This window comes from Haladaptatus sp. CMAA 1909 (assembly GCF_043952005.1).
Taxonomy (GTDB): domain Archaea; phylum Halobacteriota; class Halobacteria; order Halobacteriales; family Haladaptataceae; genus Haladaptatus.
On the sequence record NZ_JBIOAV010000005.1, the window covers coordinates 154,447 to 177,165 of the forward strand.

Annotated in this window: 15 protein-coding genes; 7 read left to right on the forward strand and 8 right to left on the reverse strand. The window is 50.4% G+C overall.

Annotation, left to right across the window (positions count from 1 at the left end):
* Nucleotides 1-2 precede the first annotated feature (2 nt).
* The 4 genes from ACGYLY_RS26685 (at nucleotide 3) to ACGYLY_RS26700 (ending at nucleotide 3,646) form a co-directional block, all read left to right on the forward strand.
* Nucleotides 3-1,343, forward strand: a complete 1,341-nt coding sequence (locus ACGYLY_RS26685) for a xanthine dehydrogenase family protein molybdopterin-binding subunit (protein ID WP_395285723.1) — start codon at nucleotides 3-5, stop codon at nucleotides 1,341-1,343.
* Nucleotides 1,336-2,367 carry a xanthine dehydrogenase family protein molybdopterin-binding subunit gene (locus ACGYLY_RS26690; protein WP_395285722.1) on the forward strand — a complete coding sequence of 344 codons (1,032 nt, stop codon included), beginning with the start codon at nucleotides 1,336-1,338 and terminating at the stop codon, nucleotides 2,365-2,367. The genes ACGYLY_RS26685 and ACGYLY_RS26690 overlap by 8 nt, the downstream gene beginning before the upstream one ends.
* A 39-nt stretch (nucleotides 2,368-2,406) precedes the next feature.
* Nucleotides 2,407-3,078 (forward strand): cyclase family protein, encoded by a 672-nt coding sequence (locus ACGYLY_RS26695; RefSeq protein ID WP_395285721.1) that lies wholly within the window; start codon nucleotides 2,407-2,409, stop codon nucleotides 3,076-3,078.
* Between the two features lie 130 nt (nucleotides 3,079-3,208).
* Nucleotides 3,209-3,646, forward strand: a complete 438-nt coding sequence (locus ACGYLY_RS26700) for an SRPBCC family protein (RefSeq protein WP_395291309.1) — start codon at nucleotides 3,209-3,211, stop codon at nucleotides 3,644-3,646.
* A gap of 56 nt (nucleotides 3,647-3,702) precedes the next feature.
* Here ACGYLY_RS26700 and ACGYLY_RS26705 read toward each other — a convergent pair whose 3' ends face one another.
* The 4 genes from ACGYLY_RS26705 to ACGYLY_RS26720 form a co-directional block, all read right to left on the reverse strand.
* Nucleotides 3,703-4,047, reverse strand: a complete 345-nt coding sequence (locus tag ACGYLY_RS26705; RefSeq protein ID WP_395285719.1) for a PIN domain nuclease — start codon at nucleotides 4,045-4,047, stop codon at nucleotides 3,703-3,705.
* On the reverse strand, nucleotides 4,044-4,277 hold the full coding sequence (locus ACGYLY_RS26710) for an AbrB/MazE/SpoVT family DNA-binding domain-containing protein (RefSeq protein WP_395285718.1): 234 nt from the start codon (nucleotides 4,275-4,277) through the stop codon (nucleotides 4,044-4,046). The genes ACGYLY_RS26705 and ACGYLY_RS26710 overlap by 4 nt, the downstream gene beginning before the upstream one ends.
* A gap of 238 nt (nucleotides 4,278-4,515) precedes the next feature.
* On the reverse strand, nucleotides 4,516-5,091 hold the full coding sequence (locus ACGYLY_RS26715) for a hypothetical protein (protein WP_395285717.1): 576 nt from the start codon (nucleotides 5,089-5,091) through the stop codon (nucleotides 4,516-4,518).
* A 79-nt stretch (nucleotides 5,092-5,170) separates the two neighbouring features.
* Nucleotides 5,171-5,821: a hypothetical protein gene (locus tag ACGYLY_RS26720; protein WP_395285716.1), complete on the reverse strand. Its 651-nt coding sequence runs from the start codon at nucleotides 5,819-5,821 to the stop codon at nucleotides 5,171-5,173.
* A gap of 469 nt (nucleotides 5,822-6,290) precedes the next feature.
* On the opposite strand from ACGYLY_RS26720, the gene ACGYLY_RS26725 reads away from it, so the two are divergent.
* A complete protein-coding gene (locus tag ACGYLY_RS26725; RefSeq protein ID WP_395285715.1) occupies nucleotides 6,291-10,511 on the forward strand; it encodes a malectin domain-containing carbohydrate-binding protein in 4,221 nt (1,406 codons plus the stop codon).
* Between the two features lie 515 nt (nucleotides 10,512-11,026).
* Here ACGYLY_RS26725 and ACGYLY_RS26730 read toward each other — a convergent pair.
* Nucleotides 11,027-15,319: a family 16 glycoside hydrolase gene (locus ACGYLY_RS26730; protein ID WP_395285714.1), complete on the reverse strand. Its 4,293-nt coding sequence runs from the start codon at nucleotides 15,317-15,319 to the stop codon at nucleotides 11,027-11,029.
* A 990-nt stretch (nucleotides 15,320-16,309) separates the two neighbouring features.
* Between ACGYLY_RS26730 and ACGYLY_RS26735 the strand changes: the two genes are divergently transcribed.
* Nucleotides 16,310-16,597 (forward strand): twin-arginine translocase TatA/TatE family subunit, encoded by a 288-nt coding sequence (locus ACGYLY_RS26735; RefSeq protein WP_395285713.1) that lies wholly within the window; start codon nucleotides 16,310-16,312, stop codon nucleotides 16,595-16,597.
* Nucleotides 16,598-16,774: 177 nt separating this feature from the next.
* Here ACGYLY_RS26735 and ACGYLY_RS26740 read toward each other — a convergent pair whose 3' ends face one another.
* Nucleotides 16,775-17,785, reverse strand: a complete 1,011-nt coding sequence (locus ACGYLY_RS26740; RefSeq protein WP_395285712.1) for a sugar-binding protein — start codon at nucleotides 17,783-17,785, stop codon at nucleotides 16,775-16,777.
* A 1,030-nt stretch (nucleotides 17,786-18,815) separates the two neighbouring features.
* Between ACGYLY_RS26740 and ACGYLY_RS26745 the strand changes: the two genes are divergently transcribed.
* Nucleotides 18,816-19,052 carry a hypothetical protein gene (locus tag ACGYLY_RS26745; protein ID WP_395285711.1) on the forward strand — a complete coding sequence of 79 codons (237 nt, stop codon included), beginning with the start codon at nucleotides 18,816-18,818 and terminating at the stop codon, nucleotides 19,050-19,052.
* A gap of 1,505 nt (nucleotides 19,053-20,557) precedes the next feature.
* Here ACGYLY_RS26745 and ACGYLY_RS26750 read toward each other — a convergent pair.
* A complete protein-coding gene (locus ACGYLY_RS26750) occupies nucleotides 20,558-21,232 on the reverse strand; it encodes a hypothetical protein (protein WP_395285710.1) in 675 nt (224 codons plus the stop codon).
* A gap of 498 nt (nucleotides 21,233-21,730) precedes the next feature.
* Nucleotides 21,731-22,699 carry a DMT family transporter gene (locus tag ACGYLY_RS26755; protein WP_395291306.1) on the reverse strand — a complete coding sequence of 323 codons (969 nt, stop codon included), beginning with the start codon at nucleotides 22,697-22,699 and terminating at the stop codon, nucleotides 21,731-21,733.
* Nucleotides 22,700-22,719: the final 20 nt, after the last annotated feature.

The window sequence follows — 22,719 nt, forward strand, 5'->3', positions numbered from 1 at the left end:
CAATGCAAGAACTCAATTCTGTCGGAACGACCGTTGAACGGCGTGACGGCGAAGGACACGTAACGGGACAAACGGAGTACGTTACCGATCGAACGTTTCCGGATCTGAAATATCTCCACGTCGTTCGAAGTCCAGTTCCACACGCCGAAATCAATGGGATTGACTTCTCGGAGGCCGAGAAGGTGTCCGGATACGTCGCCAAACTCACTCACGAAGACGTTCCCAACAACATATACACTATCCTGCGGTTGATCGGGATCGGTCCGAACGAAGAACCACTGCTCGCTGAAGACAGGGTTCGATACAAGGGGGAACCCATCGCGGCAGTGATCGCCGACAGTAAAAACGCCGCGATGGAAGCGGCATCGAAGGTAGACGTTGACCTGACTGAACTGGCAGCCGTCTTTGACGTGGAAGAAGCTCTGGAGGAAGACGCTCCTACGTTGAAACCGTGGGGAACGAATCATTTCGAATTCCAAGGACACGAGTGTCGTCGTGTCCGATACGGCGATGTCGAAGAAGGGTTTGCAGAGGCGGATCACATTATTACCGAAGAGTATCAAACCAGTCCTATCGAACAGGCACCAACCGAGACAACGGCGGCTATTGCTAAACCCGAAGCAAATGGGCGCTTCACAGTATTCACCAATACGCAAGCGCTCTATTTTTCGCTTGACAATACGGCAATGATCCTCGATGTCCCGTTCAGTAAGCTCCAATTCAAAGGCGGAACAGTGGGTGGCGGCTTCGGTGGCAAGGTGGACGTCATTGTCGAACCGCTGGCGACGCTCGCTGCAAAGAAAACGGGATTCCCCGTTCAATATGAGTTCACCCGTAAGGAGGAAATGCAGGTCTCCTCCCCACGTGGAGCTTGGCGAATGTATTTCAAAGACGGGGTTACTGACGATGGTACCCTCGTTGCTCGGGAGGTTACCAGTTACGCTGATGCAGGTGCCTATAATCGACATACCCCATATGCCGTAATAAAACACGCCGCAAATCTAGGTGGCCCATACAAGATACCGAACGCCAAATTCGATTGTTACTGTGTGTACACGAACAAACAGCCGAGCAGCGCCATGCGAGGGTTTGGTGTCACGCCCTGTTCGTTCGCAATTGAAGGTCAAATGGATAGGATTGCTGACGAACTAGACCTGGATCGATGGGAAGTTCGTTTCAAGAACGCCTATCAGAATGGAGATATCAAGCCTCACCGCAAGGAAGTCGAAGACGCAAGCCTCATCGAGTGTTTGCAATCGACTGCTGACATGGTCGGAAAGGACCTACCAACGGAGTTCAAAGAAATGCGTTCATTTGAGGAAGCGGAGGGGAACCATGTCTAAAAAGCGAGGGCGTGGAATTGCTTCGGTCAATTACCCGACTGGGATGAATTTAGGTGGTGATCCGACCCAGGCGCTTCTTCATAGTACCACCACCGGAAACTTCGTAATTTCACTTTCGAGCACCGATCTGGGACAAGGGGCGAAAACGGCCCTCGCCCAAATCGGAGCTGATGCGATGGGAGTTCCGGTTGAGAACATTATCGTCGATACCGGTGATACTGATACCGGTCCTCATTGTATGGGAACATTTGCCAGCAGGCTGACCCACCGTGCAGGAAATGCCATTATCGAAGCTGCTACAGAGGCTCGTGAAGTTCTCATGGAAGTTGCAGCCGAGGAATTAGAGGCAGATCCCGAAGATCTTGTGATGGATGGCGAAGGCAATATCCACGTAGAAGGTGCAACAGAGTATTCTATCAGTGTCATGGATGCGGCCATGGCGGCACATTTCGAACACGGACGCACTATTTCCGGCCGTGGCATCGGTTTCAAACCGAAAAGTGACGTCGACTCTGAAACCGGTGAGATGGACCCTGACTCAGCAGAGGCTCATGCATGTATGGTTGCTGACGTGGAAGTGGACACAGATACCGGCGAAGTAGACGTTCTCGATATCACGTGCACGTACGAAATCGGTCAAGTAGTGAACCCTGCACTTGTCGAGGGGCAGATCGTTGGTGGCGCTTGGATGGGGATGGCTCACGCGCTATATGAAACTACGGACCCCTACTATCCAACCCCAGATCACAAACCGAAAGGTTTCAGCGAGTATAGTCTTCCCGGACCCGATGAGGTACCCAATATCGAACACGAGATTTTGGAGATTCCCTCTGAGACTGGTCCGTTCGGGACGAAGGGTATCGGCGAAATGTCTGCTACGCCCCCCATCCCGGCAATCGTCAATGCAATCAATGACGCGATCGATGTTCGTATAACAGAGATTCCAGTAACACCAGAGGTTGTGCTTACAGAACTAGAAAAGAAACAAAAAGAAACGGAAATTAGGGAGGAAAACGATGGATAAAACCATGCTCACCGAGCAACGAACGAAAGAGGTCCGTCCATGTCACGAATAGTCGATCTATCAGTAACCATCGGAGAAGAAACCCTGAGCCCGCCGTCTGTCGACAAGCAATTGGAGCTGACTACACAGACGATGGACGGCAAGAGCCACTGGCAGAGCAGTAAAGTGGATATGTTGTTGCACACCGGATCTCACGTCGATTTCGAACGTCATACTATTGAAGGTGGTGAGACGGCTGCCGACGTTTCACTCGATCGGGTCTGTGGCGATGCATTCGTTATCGATCTCAGCGAAGGTGGAGCGGATTATGAAATCACACAAGCGGATGTCAAAGAGCAGGCTGCAGACATACGAGATGGCGATATCGTACTGATCCGAACCGACTGGACAGATGCCCAGTGGGGAAATTATCCAACCTACTATGAAGATTCCCCCTATTGCTCTCCAGAGGCCGTTGAGTGGCTCATCGACAACGGTGCTAAAGCGGTGGGGTTCGATTGCTTCAGTGAGTATTCGGCTCGACTTCCCGATTTTGCACCTGAAGATTTCGTGATCCACAAAATAATTCTGGAAAACGATGCGATCCTCATGCAGCACCTCACGAACCTCTCAGAATTACCATCAGAAGGGCGATTTCAGTTCTTTGCCCCGTTCATTAAAATGACCGGGGCTGAAGGGACTCCCGCTCGGTTCTTCGCGGTGCTCGAATAGGACCCCGGTGTCTATCCTTTAGGGTTCATTTTGAAAAGCATTTTATTGTTTCATTTTTATCATATGCGGCTACTCAATATGCTACTCGAAAAATTTATGTGAATCTATGCCAATCTTTTTCATGGATTATATGCCCTATCAAGCAAGAGTATTGGTCTCACAGGTGATCCCCGGACCAATAAATGATGTGTGGGACACCGTACGCTCGTTTGACAGTATCGATTCGTGGCATCCCGGGATAACGGATTGTACTATGGACGAGGATAGATCACCAGTTCAAATCGGTGCAGTGAGGGATTTTCAAGCTGGTGACCGAACAGTACGGGAACGGCTGTTAGCCCACTCGGACGTGGACCAATACTATCAGTATACTATGGAGGATGGCGGTGCTAAGACTGATTATCTGAGTGAGTTCAGGCTAATACCGATCACAGAATCGAATCAAACGTTGGCGAAATGGTTCGCACATTATGACGTGGAAGAAGAAAAAAGGAAAGAAGAAGCAGAACATTTGAACCATGTCTTTTCGGCTGGCCTCAATAACCTCCGAGACGTATACTCCGAATAATTTTCAATCGTCAATCGATCCAGGGGAGCTCGTAATTGTTCGCTCTCCTAGTGGTCTCACATTGGTGAAAGCATATCCATCTCGCGTGCATCCGCTGTTGCCGCGTGGAAGGCATCTAACGGAGTCATTCCTCTCTCATAGTAAATAACGGTTTTCAGGATCGCTTGTTTCTCTTGTTCATCCTGTACAGGCACAAGTTCGAGAAGGTTTGTCACGAGTGAGAGACAATCAAAATCGTGCTGTGCATGAGCGAGAATGAGTTCGAGATACGAGAAGGCCGATGTTTCGACCTCGTAAGTTTCGAGAACCTCCTCTACCGATAACTGGTGCCAATCTGAATCCGTCGTTATCGCGAGCAAGAAGTCCGTCTCTACGTAGACTGTGTCGACGTAGACAGTCATCTATTCGTATCCTTGACCTCGGTTGCCGTGCTGATACTCTTTCGAATGTTCTCAATGGATGCATTGGAGAGGTCTCCTGCTGCCTCATGAACGGCCGTAAGGGGGTCATCTGCAACCGGCATAAGTTCGACCCTGTCTTCACATGTCACGATATGAAACTTCTCGCCGTACTTTTCTCGTACTTCTTCGGGAATAAACAAACGTCCCTGCTTGTCCGTCTCTATTGACATGGGAGTACTCCGATGATACGGGTTAATAATTCCTCCTTTGTAATATTATTATTTGCGTTGCATTGGCAAATTAACTTCCAACTACAATCTTTTTCCATCCAAACGATGCCAAAGTAGGTGTTCAGATTATCGACGCTGAAGAAGTCCCGACCGACCACAGTCCTCGATAGTTCGAGTGATTTCCGCTACGCTCTCCGATACTTGTCCACTACTACCGCCCGATAAGAGTCCTATTCAGTTAGAGAAAACGGTTCACGATCGACTCGACCCGATTTTTGATCCCACTTTCGCCTGTAACCGTCCCATCACGGGTAATAGTATGCTCAACTCCGTACTTCTCTACTTGAAGCTCCTGTGTGTCTGCTTCGTACTCCACGGTAAATTCGTTTTGCTCTAAGCGTTCGATAATCGGTTTATACGACTCTATTATTGCTTCTTGGTCGGTTGATTTTTTATCTTGTCGTAGCTGACTTTCACTCTCGACTACGGGTGTGAGTCGTGGCTCTGGGAATCCGTACCGATGGACGGAGTTGTCTTCAACACCTTCGAGGAGGTCTTCAGGATCTGTATCTCTCCAGTCTTCCCAATAGTCGTTTAGATCAGATCGAAATGAGATGATGACTAACTGCGTATTTGCTGGATATTTGGGGTTCGTGTCGGCAGTCGTCATTGGTCCTTCGCTGGTCGGAAACTCCCAGTCTTGGATCGTCTGTTTTGGTGGTCTCGCGATGACAATACCCTCATTGGGATCGTCGTCTTCGATGTCAATCACGCGATCTCCGATAGACAGGGAATTGATGTTTGATTCGCTCATAGTTTCGAGTACGACCAAGATGTGTTAAATCGTATGGCCTGTGGTTAGTACGAGCTACTAACCTTCATGCGACCGAATCTTAGTCTCGAAGGAATGAGAGGAAAGCGACTGAGAAGATCGCTATCACTCCCACAATACCACCGAATCCGGGCTGGCCACTATCGGAAGATGTCGTGGTGGGTGTCTCGTTAGACTTCTTACTTGTGGTTGTAGTGGTTTTCGCACCGTCTCCAACCGAAATCGCTCCAGCGGCGACTGATACGTTAATGGGACTACCATCTTCGGAATCGAAATTCCGATCAACAACATTAATTTCCGTCTGACCATCCTGTTCTCCTTTCACTGTGAGTGTGACCAGGGGAACGTCTTTATCCCCGGGTTGGAAATTTTTATTTAGGTCGACTGCTCGGACCTGTATGCTCCCATTGTTCAACTCTGTCGTGTTCGTAAGACCGTATGAACTAGAGAAGTTACTCTGTGTGATGGTCGCGACATCGGATTCTTCCAACTTCACGATGAAATCGAAGCCAGAGAGCCCGTTTGGAATTTGAGAAGCATTGATTCGAACTGTACCGGATTCCCCTGCATCGAGTTGAGTGTCATTCGCTGTGACCTGAGGTGACTGTTGTTCGTGGGCATTTGTTCCGGTAACTCCTCCGACCGCAATCCCGAGAACAATCGTCACAATCACCAAGCTGCTCAAAATGCCGTTGAACTTCGATTTTGACATCATATTACACGACCAAATGGTTGTCACGCCTTCATTTAATTGTTGTGATGCGGACAAAATAATATGAGAACGACGACAAGCGGTTATGTTTAACCATGCTATTACACGATGGCGTTTCAAGCGGCAAAAGTGGTTGTGAAGGATCTAAGTATTATATAGAAATAATGGGATTGAGTTCTCATATCGTACGCTACGCTATAACGGATGATTCGTATGCTATTACAGGGTTAGAGGTGTAATGAAGTAGTGGACTATACAGAAAATGGACCGAATAGCAATCAATCATCCGAAATCACCGGGGAAAATGGATAGAATGCTATTCAGAATATACGAACAAAATCGCTTCCTCGATTGTACCATATTAGTCCCTTGTAGCCCGTGCCACCACATTTATTCTCTTTGTAAATATACAATATTAATAGTAAAACTTATGCACTGAGTAATAAGTCCTACATTTGGTCATTCGAAAATGAGCGACGATCATAAGTTTACACGCCGATCAGTGTTGGGTGCAACAGGTCTTGCGATGGCTGGCGGATTCACATCGCCTGTCGTTGCGGACCACGATGTCAGTATGGGTAATCAGTTTCCTGAGACCTGCGAGGGTCCCGGATTTAATGACACACCCCAACTTCCTGATTCTCCGTGGCGAGTCGGCGACGCATGCCGTCCACACCCACCTGCAGTTGCTGCAGGTGAACTCACATTTCCCGAACCTCCCGCAGACGCCACAGTACTCATAGGCGATGGTGACGATGAGCCGATCTCTTTGGACGACTGGGACAACTCCAGTAGTTGGGAAATCAAAGATAACTACGTTGTCGTCGGTGATCAACCGATAGTGAGCAAAAATGGCTTTGGTGATGGCCATTACCACGTCGAGTGGCAAACTCCACCGAGTGTTACAGGCAGTGGTCAAACTCCAGGGAATAGCGGGTTTTTCTTGGCAAATCAATACGAGATTCAGATTCTGAATAATTACGAAAATCCCACGTACGCAGACGGTTATGCAGCGTCGGTTTACGGCCAACATCCTCCGCTTGTGAATGCGAGCCGTCCCAAAGGCAACTGGAATGCTTACGATATAATTTGGCAGGCACCTCGATTTGCCCACAACGGCGACGTTGAATCGCCTGGTGTCGTTACCGTTTATTGGAACAACATTCTAGTTCAGAGCCAAACCGTCCTCAACGGCCCCACTGCCTACAAGGACGTCCTCGAATATAGTCAGCATCCGGTACAAGCACCGATCAAGATTCAAGACCACGGTCAACCAGTCCGTTTCCGAAACGTGTGGTACCAGTCGGGTCCAACTCCTGAATCTGTGGTGGCATTTGATGACGACCAGCTCACCGCTGAAAACGTGTCGACTACGCTGGAAGCATCGATCACAAACGAATACTCCTCTGAGATGGCGGATGGCGACATCACACTCGCCCCTCCCTCTGATTCGGATGTAGCGGTCTCTGCACAGGGGGAAACGAGCTTCGGAACCCTTGCTGCTGGAGATTCCCAGCCCGTCTCTTGGAAGGTGACACGACCGAATGCCGATAGCGGCCCGTACTTACTGAATGCCACAATATCATTCTCTGTTGGCGGTGATCAGCAAGAATTCGACTTCAGGGTTCCTGTCTATCCCGAACCGAAATCGAATGCTCCACCGGAGCCTATCAACCTGACTAAAACCAAGGTTGCTGACGCTACCAATGCGATGAAATTGGACGTCGCACCTGATGGACGCGTCTTTTTCACCCAGCGCGGGCAGAATTTCGATCGTTATCCTGACAATCCAACCGGTACTGGAAAAGTCCGTGTCTACAACCCAGACTCTGGAGAAACGACAACAGCATTAGAAAAGGACGTCCACACTGGTGTCGAAGAAGGTGCCCAAGGAATCGCCTTTGATCCAGAGTTTGAACAGAACGGTTGGATCTACTTCTTCTACGATCCTTCGAATGAGGTGGTTGCCGATACTCAAGCGGGGGTCGACTCGCTCAACACATACCAACAATCTCCGAGCGAAGCAATGGATGGGCCTCAACCGTACGATCTCGTCTCCCGATTCACAGTCGAAGGCGACACAATCAACCCAGACTCGGAGGTTGAAATCATCCGAATTCCAGCTCAGCGCGAACGATGCTGTCACGTTGGCGGTGCGCTTGAATTCGACCACGATGGTAATCTCCTGATTACAACGGGAGATGGGACCGATCCGTTCGAATCAAGCGGGTTCACTCCTATCGACGAACGTGATGGCCGAAAATTCTTCGATGCTCAGCGATCGGCTGGGAATACGAACGATCTCCGAGGGAGTTTACTCCGGATCACGCCCAAGGACGACGGTGGCTACACCGTTCCTGATGGCAACCTCTTCACCAGTGACGAATATGCTGACGCTCGCGCAGATGGGCTCGTCAAAACCGAAATCTACGCGATGGGATTCCGAAATCCGTTTACACTCACCGTTGACGAGAAAACTGGCCATCCCTATATCGCAGACTACGGTCCCGATTCCGGTAGTTGGGATCCCGAGCGTGGACCATTAGGGATCACAGAGTGGGTTCGAGTAGATGAGCCGGGTTTCTACGGATGGCCGTACTTCACGGGCATGAACGTTCCATACCGAGACTATGACTTCGCTACAGGTGAATCTGGCGAGCCCTTTGATCCGGAAAACCCGATCAACGACTCGCCCAACAACGACGGACTCACTGAACTCCCACCGGCTCAGCCTGCTACTATCACCAATCCGTATAATTGGAATGAGCTCATCAATAATGTCCCGGCTTATGCTGAGGAGTATGTCCCCGATGAGATTCCGTATCCATTAGAAGGAACTGATCCACCGACGGGTGGGTCGCCCATGATCGGTGAGCTCTATAACATCCAGGACAGTTTCGACTCCGACATTGCACTCCCGGGTACCTATGACGGAGCTCACATTATCATGGAACGACGTGGGTGGTTCAAAACGGTCTCCTACGATTCCAACGGTGAAGTCAGTCGCATTGGTCCCTTCCCTCTCAGCGGAAACGCACCGATGATGCTTCACACGGGTAAGAACGGGGGGCTCTACCTCCTGGAATATGGGGGACTGTATCACGTCACGGCCACCGAAGAGAGTGATATCGAACCGGTTTCAGCGCCATTTGGCTATGACGCCGGTGGTTCTCTGACCGACGGAAACGTTACCATTGATGGGTTGGAGTTCGTTGGAGATTCGCCAGCTGTGCAAGTCTTCAATCAGGGGGGCAACAGTCCAAACGTCCCGACGCCGGTAGATCCAATCGATGGAACGGAGTACGACCTGCTGTATCAAAGCGAACAGTGGGGAGAGAACCTCTCGTATGACATCCATATCGAGGACGGCGTCTATGACGTGACGCTGCATCTCGCAGAACTTGCCTTCCAGGAACCAGATACACGTGTGATGAACGTCTCGGTCCAAGGGACACAGGTAATCGAGAACCTCGACCTGTATGAGGAGGTCGGCTTCCGAACAGCCTACACAAAGACGGTCGAAAATGTCGAAGTCACTGACGGTATCCTCTCAATCACCACTTCGGATCCGATCGAAAATTCAAAAATGGGCGGCATTGAAATCCGACCCGCGGAAATCGAACCCATCTCGACACCGTTTGGGTTTGATGCCGGTGGTGAACTGAAAGATGGAACTGTTAGCATCGATGATCTCGACTTTGTCGAAGACAGTCCAGCAGTACACGCCTACGGCGATGCAGATGCGAGTGGAAACGATAAAGCAGTAGAGCCAGCCGAGCGTGGAGATCCAATCGATGGAACTAATCACGACCTGCTGTATCAAACAGAACTGTATGGAGGGGACCTCTCATTCGATGTTGCTGTGGAGAACGGTACCTACGATGTGACCCTGTACTTTGCAGAAATCGTCCAGACAAACCCTGGTGATCGAGTATTCGATGTCTCTGTTGAAGGCCAGTCCGTGTATTCACCACTCGACATCTATGCAGAGGTTGGACACGATGTCGCCCTCACAAAGACGGTTGAAGGTGTCGAAGTTACTGACGGCACTCTTACGATCAGTACGGTCACACAGGTCGACAACTCAAAGTTCAGTGGCTTCAAAATCCAATCTGGAGAGGACAATGGCGGTAGTGGGGAAGCCTTTGAACTTGGCGGCAAAATGTCTGGCTGGGTTGGTCAGGCACCAAGTTCAATTGATGGAAAGACGAACCCGACGCTTTCATTGGTGGAGGGTAAGAGCTACACGATCACCTTCGAAAACCTCGATGGTGCACCGCACGACCTCCACATCCTCGACGACAATGGCGATTCCCTCGTCTCGACGGAGTTCGTCACTGAAAAAGGAGGTACGGCAACGATCGAGTTCACTGCCTCGCCCGAGATGGCGGAGTACTACTGTTCAGCCCATCCCACACGGATGCGTGGCACAGTTACCGTCGAAGAAAGCGACAGCGGCGGTGACGATCGACCGCCAGCAATCGTTGGCGATTCGCGCCCGACTGATCCCGACGGTGACGGCCTCTATGAGGACGTCGACGGCGATGGAGAAGTCACGTACAACGATGTGGTGGCACTGTTCGATAGCTTCGAGGGCTCGGCAGTCCAAAACAATCCCGAAGCGTTCGACTTCAATCAGAATGGACAACTGGACTTCGATGACATCATAGAGCTCTTCAACTCTATGTGACACCCCTGAAAAGGTGACCAGACCTACTCGCACTGGTCTCCTTGGGCTGTTTGATCGAATGAACAGACAGATACTGTGCAGCGATTACAGTCACATGCCGATTTAGCCGTGGATTCTCGGCAGTGTCGTATACATCCCTTGGTAAGCAAGTCCTCGTTTCGAAAGCGCTTTTATTTGGCTGTGATACCCTTGCTTAGTATCGGTTCATTCCGGTTGGCTATTCAAGCGTGCTGATGCCGTTGAATCGGTTTCTCGACTGAACAGATTCTGGGCGTCTCGCCGTATGTCTTCTGCCGCATCGTCTACGATGAATTCTCTAAAATATGGATTCGAACCAGCGGGCTTCATCGGAGAGATTGCGACAGCTATGATACCGATCGTTGATTTAGATAGCTCCGTTAACATAGGTGAACGACGACCAATGGTTGCTCACATTCACCGGTTATTACCATCGTCGATAGAATCGATCTGTTGACACAAATCAAATCAGAAATTGAGGATAAGTAGAAAGAAGGTTAGAGAGAATTGAACAACGCAACGATGTCGTCGAAGTCCAACCGTCCGTTCTCGTTGAAGTCGAACGCCTCGGCGTTGTCCTGCACCGCGTCTTCTTCCATGTTATCGAATAGGTCGACCACGTCGGCATAGTTAGCCTCGCCGTCACCATTGATGTCCTCGTAATGGCCATCGCCATCGGGATCTGTCGGCGATGAGTCACCGACGACGGGTGGTAGTCCGTCACTGTCGTCTTCTTCGACAACGATTTCTCCATGCATTAGATTGGGATGGACCGAACAGTTGTAGGCAGTCATCTCGGTGGTGGCGGTAAACTCGAGAGTCTGCGTTTCGCCTTCTGTGCTCATGGTTTCAGTCCCCACAATTTCGTTGCCTTGAGCGTTGAGGATGTTGATATCGTGAAGAACGCCATCAAGGTTCTCCCAGGTGATTTGGTAGGTTTCGTTTGCCTGCAACCTGAGTGTGGGGTTTTTGGCCTCCTCGATCGAACTGGGAGCCCGTCCTTTCCAACCTGACGTTTCGCCACCCAACTCGATCGTTGTTCCACCTTCGATGACTTGACCGTCGTCTTCACTATTGCTGCCAATCACCGCAAATTCGTACAGCGAGAACCCGTACTGCGGTAGTGCTCGAGTCTGTCCGTAGACGCGGACATAGCGGGCGGTGGTGGGTTCGAACGTGATAACATCCTGATTCCCATCACCGTTCGTCTCCGTGTAGACGGTAGTCCAGTTAGTGTCGTCGTTTGAGACTTGAATCTCGTATTCGGTCGCGTAGGCTGCCTCCCACTCTAGGATCACTTCATTAACCGACATTTCCAACCCAAGATCGACTCGAATCCACTCCGGTGCGTCGTATTTGCTTCCCCAACGAGTGTCCATATTCCCATCGACAGCTTTGGCTGCCACTCTGTCGGTATCTGTCTCGACCGAGGACGCTTTCACTGGCTGATTCAGCGCCAAGTTAGTGTCTTCTGTGGGTTGAATTTCAAAGCCGCTGATCTTCGGATCACCGCTCGTCGCCGTCACGCTGATCGTGAGATTGTTATCAGCGACCTCTACGTTTCTGATCGTCTTCGTGAGAGCGACGTCGTGGCCGACTTCTGCGTAAATATCGAGACCCTCGAAGACAGTTTCTCCCTCGATGGAGACGTTGAGGACGCGTTTGCCTTCGGCGTTATCCAGCGTACCGTTACCGCTTCCCGACTCCTTCCAGTAGACTTCTGCAAAATGTAGCGTGAGGTCATACGTGCCGTTTTCTACGGCGATGTTATAGGAGAGGGTACTCTCGTCTTGGCTGGCTACCTGCTCGCTTTGGTACAGCGCATCATCGTCAGTACCGTCGATAGAGTCGCTGGTTGCATATGTACTCAGTCCGTTGCCGGTGACTTCTACGGACGGAGATGAATCGACAAATTCGACGTCGTTTATGCTGACGGTCCCGTCAACTTCGTTACCGCCAGCGTCGTACCCGAACGGCGCTGAGAGCAACTCGACCGTTCGACGCTCAATACGTGAAACCTTGGAATTGGCTTCGCCATACCGACCACCGTATTCTGCAACGTACAACATCCCCTTTGGCCCAACCTCTAAGTCGATGGGCGCATCGAACTGAAGATTCGAGGCGAACGGACTGATCTCCGCGATCGCACTGTCCGCAACATTTCCTTCGAACGAGACCGTTTTGATCCAATTCTGACTCCATTCTGCGATGAAAAGATCACCATCGTGGGACTGGGGGATTCCCTGGTCGGTAAAGCTGTCCTGGTAGCGAAAGAGGGGTCCTCCGATTGGCGCCCCTCCTTCGATCGAAGGGAAGGGTGCTTCGGAATGCATATCGTAGTCGTCGGGGACGCCTTGTAGAGCCTGATTCCAACTCCCCGGATACCAGATTAGCGGATCTTCCGCCGGTGGAAGTTGTTCGAGTCCCGCACTGTGAGGGGAGTCGTTAATTGGCGCGGAGGCATCAAACAAGTCCCCGGACGATTGAGTCTCGTAGTCGTAATCGTAGAAAGGGAATGGACCTGTGAAGAGGGGCCAACCATAATTTCCGGCCCTCGTTGCTCTGTTGAATTCGTTGAAGCCGGGGGGCCCCCGCGTATCACTCCAGCTACCCGAATCAGCCGAGTAATCTCCCCAGAAGAGCGTGCCAGTTTTCAAGTCCACGCCCGCTTGATAGGGATTGCGCACACCCATCACGTATATCTCGGGTAAGATTTGCTCATCTGTGTAGGACTCTCCGGTTTCGTTCTCCCACCACTGTTTCAGATTCCCTTCCGGAATAGTGTACGACCCGTCGTCCTGTGGGGTGATTCGGAGAATCTTCCCTCGAAGATCAGCGGTGTTAGCCGACGTCCGCTGGGCATCGAAATACTCTCTATCCTCTCGTTCATCCAGCGGTGCGTACCCATTGTCGGTACTCGCCCGTGAGTAGGTATTGTCTCCAGTAGTGAGATAGAGATTTTCACCGTCGGGTCCGAACTGAATGTCGCCACCAACGTGACAGCACATATCGCGCTGAACAGGAACCTGAAGGAGTTTGGATTCCGAGTCCGGGTCGATCGTGTTATCGCTCACAGTAAAGCGTGAGAGCTGATTGTACGGGCTCCCAAGTGATTCGCTCGGGGGGCGGGCAACGTCATCGCCACTTTGCCCCGCTTCGTTGAGGTACTCCAGTTCTTCGTCGTTCTCAGCAACTTCCTCGTTTGGAGGAGAGTAATAGATATACACATAGCCGTTCTCATCGAAGTTTGGATCGACTTCAATACCCTGTCCTCCGTCTTCTAAGCCGTTTCCGGAGAAGATATCCAGTTCGAGTGCGATAGTAGTTTCATCTGCTTCTGGGGTAATCACCCCGATTTCAGCAGTACCGCCCACCGAACTCCTGAAGTCTGCACCCCGTGTGATATAGAAGACACGCCCGTCAGGAGCAACGGACAAATCAATCAAGTTGTTCATCCCGTCGTCTAACGTCCTCTTTACGTACGAGACAGTTCCGCCCTCACCGCCCTCGTTCTCGACCGGTTTGAACGATGCGTCCTTGATTTGAATGCTGCCGTCGCCGCCAAGGTGTTGGAACCCAAGATATCCCGAGGAATGAGCGCCGTTGGTGAGGGTTGCCATCGTGATCCCGTTGACCCATACTCGAATCTCGTCGTCTTCTGCCTTCACGCGGTAGTAGTTCCATTGGTCAGGCTTGAACGCCATTTCCGCGTATTCACTCCCCGAGGTGTCCTTCAGGTACTCGCCGGCATCAGAGTCATAAACACTTCCAGATGAGTTACTGTCGGTCGGATCGATATCCGCACGGTAGCCATCGGCTTGGTCCTCACTTGAATTGCGGAACAGAATTCCGCCTTGAGTGTCAGCCTTGATCCACGTCTCGAAGATAAAATCGTCGTACGTTTCGTTTGTCCGGACGAAAAACGATTCATCGCCGCTCAACTCAAGGACGCCGTCGGAGACGGTGACGTTGCCCTCGCTGGAAGAGCTGGTCCATTCGTCTGTATTCTGGCCGGTGAATAGCGGTGTCCATTCCTCGGTGTCAAGTTCCTTGATCTGGATATTCCGCCAGCGGACCGTACGCCCGGTGTCATTGATGGAGTGGACTTGGAGGCCGATAATCCCCCACGGAACCAAGTGGTCATCGTCGAACTGGCTGAGATCGAGATCCTCCTCGATCGGCTCGCCGTTGATCCATGTCTGGAGACTATCGCCCTCGACACGAATCCGGAAGTCGTTCCAGCCGTCATTGTCGAAAGCGCCATCTAAAGGACGATCCTTGCTAAGCCAGCCTAAGCCAAGCCCTTCGCCATACACGTATCCGGCTTCTCCGGGTGGAATCTGTTGAGTTCCGTCCCCCGACAGCTCGATCTCGACTTGAGGACCGTGAACCGATGACATCTCTTGACTCAAGTTGCTGCGAACTTGAACTCCAGAGTTCAGACCATCCGGGTCAAGCTTGACCTCTAGTTTGAGCTCAAAGTCATCAAAAACCTGATAATAAGTCAGGAAGCTGTTGGGGCTCCCCTGTACTGACGAGCCGATAATCGTGTTATTTTGGGTCGAGTATTCTGCTTCTCCTTCGACCTGGTGCCAGTAGGAGTCTTCGAGCGAGCCGCCGTCGAACAGCGAGACGAACTGGCCACTGTCTTGTTCAGCAGTTACTGTACCGAGAGCACCGGTGCCTAGGCTGAGCGCTGCTAAAGACTGAAGTACTGATCGCCGTCTTACTGCTAGTGGTGTGTCGTTCGTATCCGTAGTCGCGTGTTGTTCTGTGTGGTTATGTCTCATTGATACTGAACTCTATTGATCGCAGTCGTGTGTCTGTCCGCCCATTAGGTGTGCGATCTATGCAATTATTATTAGCAAACCATATAAGATTTATTTCGTTCTAGATACAGAACTATTTACGGAGGAGTAGTCACTTTTTCTTGAAAAATTCGGTTGGTTGAGGAATGGTCAATAAAAGTGCAGTAGTATGCGAGGTACGGATGCAAGCACGTTACAACTCCCCATCCGGTTGATAGAGATGTGTTTGAGTTGCACTGTCACTGGGTAGTGGCAATTTCATACCGGATGATTCTGACAGTACTTGGTCTAGGTTTGGGTTGAGTGGTTGGTAGTCCTTCACTTCAGTTAGAGTGCCGTCACCTAATTGTCATGCATCTTCTTAAAATTCCGGGGGTGCTGGTGGGAGAATCGATGGAAGTGTACACATAATTAGTCGCTGGAAATACAGAACCAAGGAAAGAAGATTCTTATATTCCATAATACTCCGATGTGTATTGATTGAGCACGGTTACAAAACTATGTCTGTAATGGCTCCCTTAATCCCATACCGAATGTAGACGATAATAACAAAAAAGAGGGTTCAGTTTCCAATTATCCACTAAAAGTATTCTACTAGACGAGAAGCATGGATTCTGTAATTATGAACAAGCGATTAAACGGCCATTGATTGTTTTCTCGGCAAATTATTCACAAAAAGCTCCATTTTTCGTGTATTCTTGTCACTATCTGTCGTCCTCTGAGGATATATGTTTAAACAGGGAACTTCTCTCCCAATATAATTATGCAATTTTAAGTTTTCGAGATGGATCTGATAACGGGATTTACACTGTTTCGACTGCGAAATAATATCGCGATTAACGAAAATAGACTTATACTATCTATCCGTCACCATGATTGACAACATTGTGTGGGTGGCGATGTCCATTTGAATGAGAATGCATCTAGGCCATAGAAAAACTTATGGTTAAACAATATGAAGACAATATCGAAATGATCGGTCTGAATCCCTTATTCGCACTTCCTGGAGGACCAGAGATGTTGATTATCGTTGTAATATTCATATTCCTCTTCGGAGCCAATAAGCTCCCAAAATTGGCTCGTTCGACAGGTCAGGCACAAGGAGAATTCAAGAAAGGTCGCGAAAAGATGGAACAAGAACTCAAAGAAATGAAAGGTGAATCAGACGAAACTGATTCTGAGGAGTCGAAATCATCCATATCGAATTCGTCGAGTGATACGGACGAACCGATGACAGAGATGGACCACCATAGCAACTGAGGTGATGACGGAGATTTGTTCAGAACCTCCACCGAGCTTGCCCTATCTCCTCCGAGGAATATCCAAATTCGATGTGTTGTGGTTACTGTCTATTTGCGTACTTTGATTCAGAAGTATAGTTCGAAGGCGTCTTCAACAAGACCCCGTGATGGGGTTTGGGGCTTTTCTCAATCCGGGTTAGATGTCTTTGAACAATTTGACGATGTCATGGTAGTCGAGGCGACCGTTTTCGTTGAAGTCAAAGGCATCCGGATTGTCCTGAATAGATGAACCATCGTAGTTCTCGAAGAAGTCAGAAACATCATCGTACGTTGTCTCGCCGTCTCCATTGATGTCTTCATACTTCCCGTCACTATCCGGATCCAGTGGTTCATCGTCACCAACAACTGGATTTGGTGCATCGTCGGACCCTAAAACGAGCGTTCCAAGTCCCGCTGGTGATTTATCGGTGCTAATCCCTGGGAGCGTCCAACCGAGGACGGCATCACGAGAACCATCACTGTCACGTTCGTTTATTAGAACACTGAACGGAAAAGAGTCACCAGGTTCCTTGCTCTGGGCGAACATGGCATTCCAGGGGATTGTCGCTTCATACGTTGTCGTCGTTCCACTCCGCGCAGTCGAAGCATCGATTGCGGAGGTGCCTGCTGACTCATTCCCCTGAATCCATCGGTGGATCGAAGTGTCGCCGTCGACATGGCTGAGCCCGTATTCCGGACCGTATGTGTCATTACTGGCAACGGCCCATTGGAGGCAGTCTGCTTGCCACATATCCGCACCAGAGATTCCAGCGTGCGTATCATCGGTAACCTCCACCCGAAGGTAGAGATTGTTTGTATCGTAACCGAGGAAAACATCTGCTGAGAGATCCTCCGGTCCACTCGTTTCACCGTCTCCATCGATGTCATTGAATGTGTCCCCCTCGGGTAGCAACGTGAACGCCGGCTCATCGGCCGTCCCACCTCCTGTATTGGGAACAACGTACTCTCCGTTGTCCTGAGCCGCGATGGATGCTCCTGCATCCGCATCGGCATCAACAACATCGTTTTGCTGAGCACCGACGGAGCCGACGCTGCCGGCACCCAATCCGAGTGCAGCAATACCTTGAAGCATAGTGCGGCGCTTCAGTCCAGCTGAATCTTCGAATTTCTCGGTGCGTGTATCTTGAGTGAGGTTGTCTTGTGACATTCCCGGCTCCTATTATATTATCAACAACAATAAAAATTAGTGATAAAATAGTTATAGTAAAATAATGTGTCTCACTTAGGTTCGCAAAAGCGTGATAGTCTCATGCCTGGGTCAAGAAGTTCGAAGCTTTCGGATTTTTAGGATTCGGTGTTCTCTTTGGAGATAGTTATTATCTCATCTTTAACGTAGTCCACACTGACTCTACTAACCGAATTTTTAAGTATGTCCTGTGGCAGACATCGAAATCCCTCTTCTCGAAACTAACCATGAGAGCAAATTCGTCACGTTGTTCTCCTCGGTAATGTCTGGCACAAATCGATGTGAGGTGAGTGGAGAGTACCGCAGTTTCACATCAGCGTTGAATAGCTTCTCAGCCATTCTATTGACAAACGTATCTGTCCTCTTCAGGACATTTGATACAACAGACGCAACTGAAATAAATCGATTGATGTGACAGATTCAACTGTTTAATTATCATGGAAGAGAGCCCTGACCAATTTAGGTTCTCTTCGAATAGGCTCTGATAATTGAGCAATTGGTGCGGTCTCTGACAACTATAGTAGTGTGAGATATATTCAAGACTATGACAGAGATCTAGATTGTCTACCCACGACGCGTGGAGCCGACCAGTCCATATTTGAGCGTATAGAGTCATTTTCCCGATCAGAATTTCGTCTGTATAGCCGGTCAACTACACAACTCAATTCGAGAGAGTGAAGTCCGATACTCGTGACTTTGGATAAGATTCACAGTATCCAAACAATCCTGTTTCTCGGTAAGATTAGAAATAGACAGTTGCCGGATCAGTGTCCTGCTGATCAAACATAATGACCTTGAATTACGACTTTGTGCCGGTTTCTATTGCGTGGTATGACCATAACCAGTGGCCGTTTCCATTGGCAGTGGTCTCGTCGACGGAGGGTCGGATACGCTGTCAACCGACCGATGTACCAACTGAAAAACTTCTGCTCCGGTTCGCTGGAATTTTGACCGAGGATTTACCTATGGGCTCGTGAAATGGAGAGTACGAATGGTTCCAAATGGGAAATCGCCACTCACCCCACTTGCGCAAGACGCCCTTGACGCGCTCGCGAAAGAACTTCCGGATGAAAATGAGCTCTCATACGAACACGCCTATACGATTTTGAAAGAAGAAGAAGATCTGGATCGACCAGCTGCCGAGGATATCGTTGAGCGGCTTTACATGCGGGGTCATCTCTATGAGGTTGATGAGAAACTCAGACTCACGGATTACGACTCTAAATAACAAAGACAGCCTCGTTCCAGCTCTTTTCTAGCAGACATTTGATTCGACGTGGAATTTGCTTAGTAGGAATTGTACTTGCGCAAATGACGCTTCAGATAGCGCTCGCGGCCGGACTTGCTCGTTGGCCAGCGATGGGAGTAGGGGCTGTGGTTGCGTTCATCACTGGTGTCTGTTTAGCCGAGTATGAAGCTTCACTCGTCTCGCGACAGTAGGATGCCCATGGGATGGAAATCAAATGAACTCTCTCCGGTCACCTATTAGAAAGAGATAGCGAATATCGAACCTATATTCCCAAATAGACATTCTCTACGGACTTTCGATAACGAGGAGTGAAACAGCAGTGCTCACGGCGGATGTGCCGGGTGGTCTTGTGTACGCTAGAACTTCTTGTCGTGGGTACTCACAGTGTGTGCCTACGTTTTGTTTCGCTTCCTTCCAATTAGCTAATATTTTTATATGTGGCCTTTGAATTGAGGATTGCGGCCGTTGTTACTCAGTATACGGCGTGGCGCCGATGCCTCACCCACCTTGTCACGCCGTGTGCTGCTCCTGCATGATCGAGACAATAGCGAGGCGAACGTTCCTCTTGTCCCATGAGATCACATCGGTAGTTCATGTCAGAGGTGTATCGATGGTTTTGAATCGGTGATCGGTATTCAGACGACGTACGAGGGATTTGCTTGATGCACTTACAAATGCACCGCCGAGTGAGGGGAGTTCCCACATTCGGGCATATCAACTTATATGGAGAATATTCATCGATCTATTTGCTAATCCAGACGCTTCGAAAGTTGCACTCTTGCTCCGGCCGGACAGTATATGATAGCACTTTGTTCACTATAAGCGCACATAACCTTCCTTCGTGATTTACAACCCGATCCAAGTGGAGAATCATATTCGCGCCTCCCGGTCATCGGTCGAGCAGTATGCTACCATTGCACAAATGTTTATAAAGTGTTGACCCGTACACCTAATTCCCCAATACAGTTGCTATGTCCACTGAATCACGGTCCTCTCAGTCACAGTCGATCGCCCTATACCTCCCTCCTGAAGAGCACTGGACACTCCACCACGTGTTGCTCCACCATATTGACCGGGAAACGACTGCGGAAGACCCAATTGTTGATCCACCACCGCTCGAGATCTTCCAAGCATTCGAAACGCTTGACGCTGGGCGCGTCACATTTTCCATCAGCCAACTGGAGGCCATGCAGGCGGTCCTCGCCGAGTATCATCATTCAACGAATTGGTGGCAAAGCGAACGGTCTCAACTTGAACACCTATTGCATGATATTGCGACCAAGCTTGACGACCACCGTTCACAGTCACAGTAACGCCTCCCGGTTTGCAATGTAGTGAGGTGGGGTTTCGTCGTATGGACGCTCGCTTTGCTCGTGGTACCTTGGTGAATTCTCTCATGACCGCCACTAATTGCTAGGAGTTTGGTCGCAGCCATGATCGCAGGATCAATTGGCTACGACAGATTCGCCACTCTGGATCAACGGTTAATACGTTCCCGCCCAATGGCGAAGCTCAATACGATCGAGTAGTTGGCGGATTGTTGCGATCGCTGCCAATCCAGGATACTTAGTGTCGAGGTTGGCATAGACATACGTTGTGAACAATTCTGGATTTAATCGTTTACGCTGATGCAAATACGATTGCTGTTCGTGTGTCAGCTCATCCAACTGCTGTTGTATCGACGTCAATCGATCGCTGCACTCATTGAATGTGAACTCACGCCGTTCGATTGCAGCTAGCTCCTTACAGATGTCAGTAAGCGAACTGTGGAGGTTCTTGAGTTGCTGTTGTTCTTCTGTTATCGCCGAGTATGATCTCTGACGAGTTTCGATAGCCTCCTCACTCGAACTTTTGAGTTGGTTCCACAACGGTTGTGACCACATCGCTGACCCGCCTGCCAAGCCGGCTGCTACTTCGGGCTTGAATTCATTTTTAATGCTCTCCAGGGTGGTCTTCTCACCATATTCCTTTTTCCAATGGTCTACTGCAAGGACCGTTTCACGATAGGCATCCTGAACCGCACTCGAGAATGTGTGTGAGGTGTCCGATGGAGATTGTACTGTGCCATACAGTGAACCATCGTCTGTTTGATACGGATGAGGTGGAATCTCCTTGAGCCGGTCAAGAAAGTCTTCGAAGGCGTCTATTTCTGCTTGCACCTGGGATTCTTCGTTGCTAACGAGTTGCTGTGCACCCGGTAGCGACGTCCGGTTGAGCAACTGATTTCTACACGACAGCATTGCTACTCATTAACATACTCTCGGGGTGGCTATTATACTTTATTGTCCTAAACAAACAGTGCAATATTCAGTACAAAGCTTTTGATCCAGTCTATTCGTTGTGGAGGGTCTGTCGCGATTGGTTTTAGTAGCGAACACCTGCCGGAACGACCCCATCCTGCTCGTCAGCAGTGAACACATGCTCGAGGTGCTCTCGATTCCGAATTGCATCGCCAAATCCGGTGTAGAGGTAGAGTGACGGGCCACGATACGCGCCAAGGGTCTAGTAGGCGTATCGGGAAAGATTTTTGTCATGCATGAGTTCATCGTCACTGAAATCAGTGACCGCCGTTCTCACCCGTTCGAACACCTGTCTGGTTGCCTCCCAGCCACGCCCCAAGAGATCCACGTGATAGTATACCCAAATCGTATGAGTGTTCAATCGGCGTTAGAGCCTAGCTGGGTCATTCCTTCGTCGGTGTTGGTCCATTCGATTTTGAAGAAAGGGACGTGCTGGCGGAGGTCAAGTTCTTCGCTGCCGATAACGGCGAAGCCGACGAAGACGACGAGGAAGCCAGCGACCGTATAGACAGAGACCTGTTCGTCAAGGAGGACGGCACCGCCGACGGTAGCAACGAGGGGAATGACGTAATAAACGAGGTTGGCGCGGATGGGGCCGGTGTCATCAAGGAGCGCGAAGTAGGCAATGAAGGCGCCTGCACCTGCGAAAACGCCAACGTAGACGAGAGCGACGTTGCCGGCGAGAGTCCACGTGACGGCCGCGAGGCGTTCACCCATAGCGTAGGCGAGACTGTGGCTGAGGAACGCACCTAGGGGGAGTGCCCAGGCGGTTCGGGCAGTGCTGTCGAGATTAGCGTCGGCGCGCTGGATGAGAACACTGCCGAGCCCGCAGCTAGCGGCGCCGCCGAGGAGAAGGAATTTGCCGACGCCGCCGTGAAAGACGGTTGCAGGCGTGGGATGGACGACGAGACCGACACCGAGGAGACCGAAGGTCATGCCGACGGCGGTACGCCGGGAGAGACGTTCCTCGTCGAGAAGGAACGCGGCGAAGACCGGCGTGAGGATGGGGTTGAGGCTGAAGATGACGGCACCGATAGCGCTCGTAGCGTATTGCTGGCCGACAAAGAGGAAGGCATTCGTAAGCGCGATAGATGCCACGCCGGCGGCGAGAATGGCAGCGGCGTCGCTACGTGTGCGCGGCACGAGATCGTCGACCGAGCGGGTGGCGAGAACGTACGCACCGAGCAAGACTGTACCGATGTCGAAGCGAAGAGACACAAACAGCAGCGGCGGAAAGTACTGGAGACCATATTTCGCGCTAACGAACGTCCCGCCGAAGAAGAGGCTAGCGGCGAGGAAGGACACAGCGGTACGTCTCGAGACCACTAGCGAATCACCGTTGAGGC

What these genes read in the sequence shown, in the direction of transcription:
- ACGYLY_RS26685 (WP_395285723.1), top strand. Translation starts at nt 3, where the DNA reads ATGCAAGAACTCAATTCTGTCGGAACGACCGTTGAACGGCGTGACGGC.
- ACGYLY_RS26690 (WP_395285722.1), top strand. Translation starts at nt 1,336, where the DNA reads ATGTCTAAAAAGCGAGGGCGTGGAATTGCTTCGGTCAATTACCCGACT.
- ACGYLY_RS26695 (WP_395285721.1), top strand. Translation starts at nt 2,407, where the DNA reads ATGTCACGAATAGTCGATCTATCAGTAACCATCGGAGAAGAAACCCTG.
- ACGYLY_RS26700 (WP_395291309.1), top strand. Translation starts at nt 3,209, where the DNA reads ATGCCCTATCAAGCAAGAGTATTGGTCTCACAGGTGATCCCCGGACCA.
- ACGYLY_RS26705 (WP_395285719.1), bottom strand. Translation starts at nt 4,047, where the DNA reads ATGACTGTCTACGTCGACACAGTCTACGTAGAGACGGACTTCTTGCTC.
- ACGYLY_RS26710 (WP_395285718.1), bottom strand. Translation starts at nt 4,277, where the DNA reads ATGTCAATAGAGACGGACAAGCAGGGACGTTTGTTTATTCCCGAAGAA.
- ACGYLY_RS26715 (WP_395285717.1), bottom strand. Translation starts at nt 5,091, where the DNA reads ATGAGCGAATCAAACATCAATTCCCTGTCTATCGGAGATCGCGTGATT.
- ACGYLY_RS26720 (WP_395285716.1), bottom strand. Translation starts at nt 5,821, where the DNA reads ATGTCAAAATCGAAGTTCAACGGCATTTTGAGCAGCTTGGTGATTGTG.
- ACGYLY_RS26725 (WP_395285715.1), top strand. Translation starts at nt 6,291, where the DNA reads ATGAGCGACGATCATAAGTTTACACGCCGATCAGTGTTGGGTGCAACA.
- ACGYLY_RS26730 (WP_395285714.1), bottom strand. Translation starts at nt 15,319, where the DNA reads ATGAGACATAACCACACAGAACAACACGCGACTACGGATACGAACGAC.
- ACGYLY_RS26735 (WP_395285713.1), top strand. Translation starts at nt 16,310, where the DNA reads ATGATCGGTCTGAATCCCTTATTCGCACTTCCTGGAGGACCAGAGATG.
- ACGYLY_RS26740 (WP_395285712.1), bottom strand. Translation starts at nt 17,785, where the DNA reads ATGTCACAAGACAACCTCACTCAAGATACACGCACCGAGAAATTCGAA.
- ACGYLY_RS26745 (WP_395285711.1), top strand. Translation starts at nt 18,816, where the DNA reads ATGGTTCCAAATGGGAAATCGCCACTCACCCCACTTGCGCAAGACGCC.